Raw genomic sequence first — 6,541 nt, 5'->3', positions numbered from 1 at the left:
AGACGGCTCGATCCGTCTTGTGGCACGCGTGGTGGATGCGACCGAAGACAGGGCCACGACCGAGGCTGAACTGTTGGCTGACGGTGAGGTGTGCGCCACGTGCCGTGGAACCTTCGTGGCGGTAAAGCCGGGGCATCCCGCGTACCACCGCTGGTGAGGCAGATGGGTCGTCTGGCGTCCGCAAGTTTAATCCTCACACTATTCTGCTTCACATCGTGTGCTTTTCATGGTGTTTCCACGGATGCGCTCATCGACGCTTCCGCCGCCGCAAAGTACGACGTCACCATCTACCGCGACAGTTGGGGCGTGCCTCATATCTTCGGAGAGACCGATGCCGCCGCCGCCTTCGGTCTTGCCTATGCCCATGCTGAAGATGATCTGGCGAACATTCAAGAGGCTCTCCTCGCTACCCGCGGTGAACTGGCGCGTGAGCGCGGCATGAGTGCGGCTCCCATAGACTTTATGGTGCGACTATTCAGGATGCGGAAGATTGTGAAAGAGCGTTATCAGTCTGATCTGAGCGGAGAGGCGCGGGCGGTCTGTGAGGCTTACGCCGACGGCATCAACACCTATGCAGCGCTGCACCCCGGGGAAAGAATTGACTATCTTTATCCCGTTACAGGGCAAGATGTGATAGCCGGATTCGTGCTGAAGACGCCGTTCTTCTTCAATCTAGACGGCGTAATGCGCTGGTTGATGCGCGAAGAGAAACCGGATCGTATAGCCGCTGGCAGCGCCGAGGAGACCGCTCTGGCGTCATCTGGCGGAGAGATGTGGCAGTCTGTCGGTTCGAACGCTTTTGCCATCTCTCCTCTGCGGACGGCAGACGGCAGTACCTTTTTCAGCTCCAATTCGCACCAGCCGTGGCACGGACCTCTTGCGTGGTACGAGGCGCACGTCCACAGTGAGGAAGGGTGGGATATGGTAGGTGGGCTCTTCCCCGGCATGCCTGTAATTGCTCTCGGACACAACCGCCACCTCGGCTGGTCACATACAGTGAACGATCCGGATCTGATAGACGTGTACGAGCTGGAGGTCAATTCGGCTGATCCGAACCAGTACCGGTTCGATGGGGAGTGGCGTGAATTGGAAGTCTTCGATATTTCTATTAAAGTAAAGTTGTGGGGTCCAGTACAGTGGACTGTCCATCGGGAAGGATTGTGGTCGGTGCACGGGCCTGTGATGCGAAGACCCCACGGAACCTACGCTATCCGCTATGCCGGTCACGACGACGTCCGCTCCATGGAGCAGTGGTACAGAATGAATAAGGCGACATCGCTTCAGGAATTTGTGGACGCCATGGAGATGATGGCCGTTCCGAGCTTTAACACAGTGTACGGCGACAAGGAGGGAAACATCTTCTATCTTTACAATGCTCTCTTCCCTCAGCGGGATGAATCATTTGACTGGCAGACCTATCTTCCGGGCAATACCTCTGATGCACTCTGGACGAGCTACGCATCATTCAGTGATCTGCCGCAGATTCTGAATCCAAGTTCAGGCTTTGTGCAAAGCTGTAACAGTTCACCGTTCCAGACCACCGTGGGATCTGAGAATCCTGACTCTACACTATTCTCGAGCACCTTTGGCATCGAGAGAAGAATGACCAACCGCGCCTTAAGGGCGTTGGAACTGTTCGGCGAAGATTCTTCCATTACGTTCGAAGAATTTGTCAACAACAAATATGACATGTCCTATTCGGAAGCGTCGCACTTTGCCAAGTTGAGGAGACGTATTCTCGATTCTGTGGTGAGTGATGAGCCGCTTGTGCGGGAGGCTTTGGGAGTTCTGGAAAGTTGGGATCTGGGAGTCGAGCCGGATAACCGAGGCGCGGCCCTGGCGATCATTGCAGCGGGCAGCATCGGTTGGAGACGTTTTGAAACGGTGACTGAGGGAGAACTTGCCGCAATCATTCGTGAATCGGCAAAGTACCTGAAAGACAACCATGGCAGAATTGATGTGCCCTGGCACGATGTGAACCGGCTCATCCGTGGTGATCTAAACATTGGCTTGGGTGGCGGCCCCGATATACTGCACGCCGTCTACGGGCGCAAGAGCGACAGTGGCATCTGGATGGCGGGTGCTGGAGACAGTTTCATTCTGATGGCGGCGTGGGATTCTACCGGCGCTGTTTCGTCCCGGAGTATCCATCAGTTCGGCAGCGCCACGCAGGATGAATCTTCGCCTCACTACAGCGATCAGGCGCCGCTTTTCGCACAGCGAAAGCTGAAACCGGTCTGGATGGATCTAGAGGACATCGTGGCTAATCTGGAGAGGGCATACCGGCCGGGGGAGGAAAAATGATTCAGTTGGAAGTCAATGATTTCGTCCGGCGGCAGGTTGAGGGATCAGGCAAAACTTACGCCAAAGACCTCACTTTTGAAGAGATAGTGAACCACGCTTCAGACCGCTTTGCATCAGGATATTTCAGGGAAGGGTATAGAGATGGAGTAGTGATTGTTGAAGCCACAGATGAAATAACCAGCCATTTTGTCTGTCCTTATGTAAAAATTGACCAGGGCACAGAACTGAAGGCCGAATCTGTTCGGCGCCAAGAGGGGGAGGAGCCTTATATTCAAATCCGTGCAGCCATGGGCTCACCACTGCCGGCGGGAAAGGTGGAGTTCATTCTATATCGCCACGACGTACTGGCTGAAAACAATGAGAATACTACGGACGCTGAATGGGAACTGATTTCAATCCAAGCTGTGCCTGAAGGGGTGGATCAACTGCCCATGGGGCCTGTCACCATGATGCGGAACCAGCTGGAACTCCCGGGAGGAACCAAGGCGCACTACAGTTCAGAAGAGTGGGCGGCGGCAGTGCGGTTTTGGCAGAAGTACGCGGCGTTAGCTCCGGAAGAAGAGACTTAGTTCTTTCGTTCTTTCTCGTGAACCATCGGAACGAATCGAACGGGGATTGATTCTTTCGTACTGACATTACCCTCTTCGTCCTTTTCTACGATAAGGAGATCCTGTCCCCACCACTGGGGACCTACCGGCAGAATCATCCGCCCGCCCGCCTTGAGCTGTTCCACCAGTCGTGGCGGAATCTCCTCCGGTGCCGCTGTGACGACGATTCGGTCGAATGGCGCTTCTTCAGGCCATCCCTGGTAGCCGTCGTCGACTCTCACCGCCACGTTATCGTATCCCAGACGTTTCAGTGTCTTTTTTGCGCTCTGGCCCAGCTCTGGCACAATCTCTATGGTGTAGACCCAATGGACCAGTTTGGCCAGAACGGCGGCCTGGTAGCCCGAGCCAGTGCCGATTTCCAAGACCACGTGGTGAGTGTCCGGCTGGAGCAATTCGGTCATGAGCGCCACAATGTACGGCTGGCTGATGGTCTGACCGTAGCCGATGGGAAGGGGGCCATCGGAATAAGCCATGGGCCAAAGTGATTCGCCTATGAAAAGGTGGCGGGGAACCGCTTTCATAGATTCTAGAACCCGGACGTCTTTGACACCGCGTGCTTCAATCTGTGTTTTAATCATCGTTTCCCGTTCTTTGCCAAAGTTATCACCGCCTGAGATTTGTGGAGTGATGCCTGCCGGAATGCCAAGAAGGAGAATAAGACCCAGAAACTTAATGAGAGAAGGTGATCGCATATCATAGCATCCTCCTTTCGAAAGATAGAACATATTTCAATTACCGTCAAGTTTCATCGTTACGCCATATCTTAAGAATCGTTCTTGCATATTAGAGTGAACACTGCAAGATTTTGCGCTGTGATGTGGTTCTTTAAAGAATTGTGGTACGTCCTGATCCTTTTGGCTCTCTCCGTTATTGCTTGCAACGGACCGGTAGAACAGCCTGTGGTTGAGATTCCTCTAACAGGCGAATTGATGGAGGGCGACCCTGAAGTTTCCGGGCTGGCATGGTATGGTGAAGAGTTAGTCTTACTGAGTCAGTATCCGGATAGGTTCAGAAGTGGTGGGCAAGATCACATTTTTGCCATTCCAAAAGAGGCGATACAGCATCTCCTTGAGTCACCCCATGGGACCTCCCTTTCTCCTCGCAAAGTACCTTTCGATGATAGAGGTATTTCAGATCTGGTGGATAATTTTGAGGGATATGAAGCACTTGTTTTTGTAGAGGATCGAGTGTTTCTGACGATTGAAGCAGTTAAAGGGGGTGGCAGGATCGGGTATCTTGTTTCAGGTGGTGTTGAGGAGGAGTTGTCAGCCATCAGTCTGGATGTCGCTTCAATTCAGGAACTGACCCCCACTAGCCTGGTGGACGAAATGGCGTTTGAGGCACTTCTTTCTACAGATCACCATCTGATTCCAATCTATGAGGCCAACGGGAAGACTGTAAATTCACTGTCACAAGCCGTCCGGATCGACAGGTCGTTGCAGACTCAGAGCACCATCCCGTTTCCTTCCATTGAATACCGGATAACAGATGCTACTTCATTGGATGAAGATGCACGCTTCTGGGCTATCAATTATTTCTATCCTGGTGAGGAACATCTGAAGCCTCGCACTGATCCCGTGGTAGAGAAATATGGTCAGGGTCCTACCCATGCTGTGTCGCAGGCTGTGGAGCGGCTGGTCGAGTTTCAGTGGTCAGATTCAGCCATTACACTGGTGGATCGCCCTCCTGTCCAGTTCCAACTCTTGGCTGAAGGTGAGTCGAGGAACTGGGAGGGTATCGTCCGGTTGGACGATAAGGGATTCCTGGTAATCACTGACACCTATCCTGAAACCATACTGGCATTCATTCCCATGCCCTGATGTTGGGCTTTAAGAAACGACGTCGGCAACTTATGCATTACATTTTACGCATCACGATATGCGCCTGCCTTCTTCTCGTGGTTCAATCATCGCTCCTGTTTGCCGCCCGCCCGTATGTTATCCTCGTCTCTTTTGATGGATTCCGCTATGACTATCCTGAAGCTGTTGACACACCGAACTTGGATCGTCTGGCGCGTGAAGGGGTCAGGGCGAAATCCCTAAAACCGATCTTCCCGAGTAAGACTTTCCCGAATCACTATGCAATTGCAACGGGAATGTATGCTGAGAATCACGGCATTGTATCGAACATATTCTGGGATCCGGTGTGGGATGAAGTGTACAAATTGTCAGATCGCACCACGGTTACTGATCCCAAGTGGTACGGTGGAGAACCGATCTGGGTGACGGCTGAAAAACAAGGTGTGAAAACGGCTTCATATTACTGGGTAGGGTCGGAAGCTCCCATCAGCGGAGTCTCGCCTGCCTTCTTCTATTACTATGATCAAAGTGTCCCTTTTGACCAGAGAGTAAATCAGGTGATCAGTTGGCTTCAGCTACCGGAAGATATGCGTCCTCACCTCATAACCCTCTATTTTCATGAGCCAGACTGGACTGGTCATGAGTACGGTCCTGCTGCACCGGAGACTGGGAAGGCGATCCAGAGAGCCGACTCAACGCTCGGCCTGTTACTGGCGGGGATAGATACCCTCTCAATTGCCGACAGTATAAATCTGATTATCTGCTCTGATCATGGAATGACGCAGCTTTCCTCCGTACGAATGGTTTACCTCGCGGACTATCTTGATCTAAACAATATTGACATCATCGGAGGAGGTGAATTCTCATTTGTCAACTTGAAGCAGAGATCCCAGCGTGGTATACTAGCTGCACTCTTCCGACGTCATGCAATCAGGAAGGTGGCACGCACACTAAAAGCCGCTCATCCCAACATGACTGCTTATCTCGGAGATGAGATTCCGGAGCGATGGCATTATCGGCATAATCGACGTATCCCGGAGATTCTTGTAGTGGCGGATGATGGATGGAGCCTTATTACGAAACCCCATGCGACTAAGGAAGCGGAGCGAACTCACGAAGAGACATTTTGGCAAAGAGGATCACACGGCTACGATAACGCGGTCGAAGCCATGCATGCTATCTTTTATGCCAAAGGTCCAGCCTTTAAAAAAGGAATCTCAATTCCGACACTCAGTAACATTCATATTTATCCCCTCATCGCCGAAATCTTGATTCTCGACCCAAATCCGGGAATTGACGGGGTTATCGATTCAGTACGGACTATGCTGAAATAACGGTGACGGGGCAGCTGATCCAGTGCCGTGAGTACTTGAATACAAGACTAATTAGTCTTAAATTTTAATCTGGTAAACACCTTCACTAATATCTAATCGAGTAAGCTTCGTACGATCAAGCTATTCTTGAATAAAACTGAAGGAGAAAATTTTCATGTCTACGGATAATCAGATTGTAGCTATTGTTGGTGGCGCTGTGGCAGGCTCAGAGGCGGTGTATCAGTTTACGGATCGGGGCGTTCGTTGCGTTGTGATTGAACAGAATGATCTTCCTTATGGAAAGATAGAGGATGGTCTTCCCAAGTGGCATGCGAAGCAACGTAAGAAAGAGATGGCACAAATCGATACTCGTATTGGTCATGAATTGGTCGATTTTTTGCCGAACACACAGATAGGAAAAGATCTCACCGTGGAAGAACTTCTGACGATGGGTTTCAGCGCTGTGCTCATGGCCAACGGAGCTTGGAAGGACAGGACATTCCCTGTAAAGGAAATT

The 6,541-nt window shown here is 51.6% G+C and carries 7 protein-coding genes; 6 read left to right on the top strand and 1 reads right to left on the bottom strand.

What is annotated here, in order from left to right:
• The 3 genes from QF669_04600 to QF669_04590 form a co-directional block, all read left to right on the top strand.
• Positions 1–157 (top strand): PaaI family thioesterase (locus QF669_04600; GenBank protein ID MDP6456722.1); only part of this gene is annotated, 157 nt, incomplete at its 5' end.
• Complete coding sequence (locus QF669_04595; GenBank protein MDP6456721.1) at positions 100–2,304, top strand: acylase; 2,205 nt, start codon at positions 100–102, stop codon at positions 2,302–2,304. The genes QF669_04600 and QF669_04595, both read left to right, overlap by 58 nt.
• The gene (locus QF669_04590) at positions 2,301–2,873 is read left to right on the top strand and encodes a DUF3228 family protein (protein MDP6456720.1); all 573 of its coding nucleotides are present in this window, start codon (positions 2,301–2,303) and stop codon (positions 2,871–2,873) included. The genes QF669_04595 and QF669_04590 overlap by 4 nt, the downstream gene beginning before the upstream one ends.
• Here QF669_04590 and QF669_04585 read toward each other — a convergent pair.
• On the bottom strand, positions 2,870–3,604 hold the full coding sequence (locus QF669_04585; GenBank protein MDP6456719.1) for a protein-L-isoaspartate(D-aspartate) O-methyltransferase: 735 nt from the start codon (positions 3,602–3,604) through the stop codon (positions 2,870–2,872). The genes QF669_04590 and QF669_04585 overlap by 4 nt on opposite strands.
• Before the next feature lie 123 nt (positions 3,605–3,727).
• On the opposite strand from QF669_04585, the gene QF669_04580 reads away from it, so the two are divergent.
• The 3 genes from QF669_04580 to QF669_04570 form a co-directional block, all read left to right on the top strand.
• The gene (locus tag QF669_04580) at positions 3,728–4,732 is read left to right on the top strand and encodes a hypothetical protein (GenBank protein MDP6456718.1); all 1,005 of its coding nucleotides are present in this window, start codon (positions 3,728–3,730) and stop codon (positions 4,730–4,732) included.
• A gap of 32 nt (positions 4,733–4,764) precedes the next feature.
• Entirely contained in the window at positions 4,765–6,045 is a 1,281-nt protein-coding gene (locus tag QF669_04575) for an ectonucleotide pyrophosphatase/phosphodiesterase (GenBank protein MDP6456717.1), read from the top strand.
• 154 nt (positions 6,046–6,199) lie between these two features.
• On the top strand, positions 6,200–6,541 hold a 342-nt coding region (locus QF669_04570; protein MDP6456716.1), incomplete at its 3' end, for a hypothetical protein.

Source organism: Candidatus Neomarinimicrobiota bacterium (assembly GCA_030743815.1).
Taxonomy (GTDB): Bacteria; Fidelibacterota; Marinisomatia; order Marinisomatales; family S15-B10; genus UBA2146.
The sequence above is the reverse complement of the archived record's forward strand: the minus strand, read 5'-3'. Positions and strand labels throughout refer to the sequence as shown.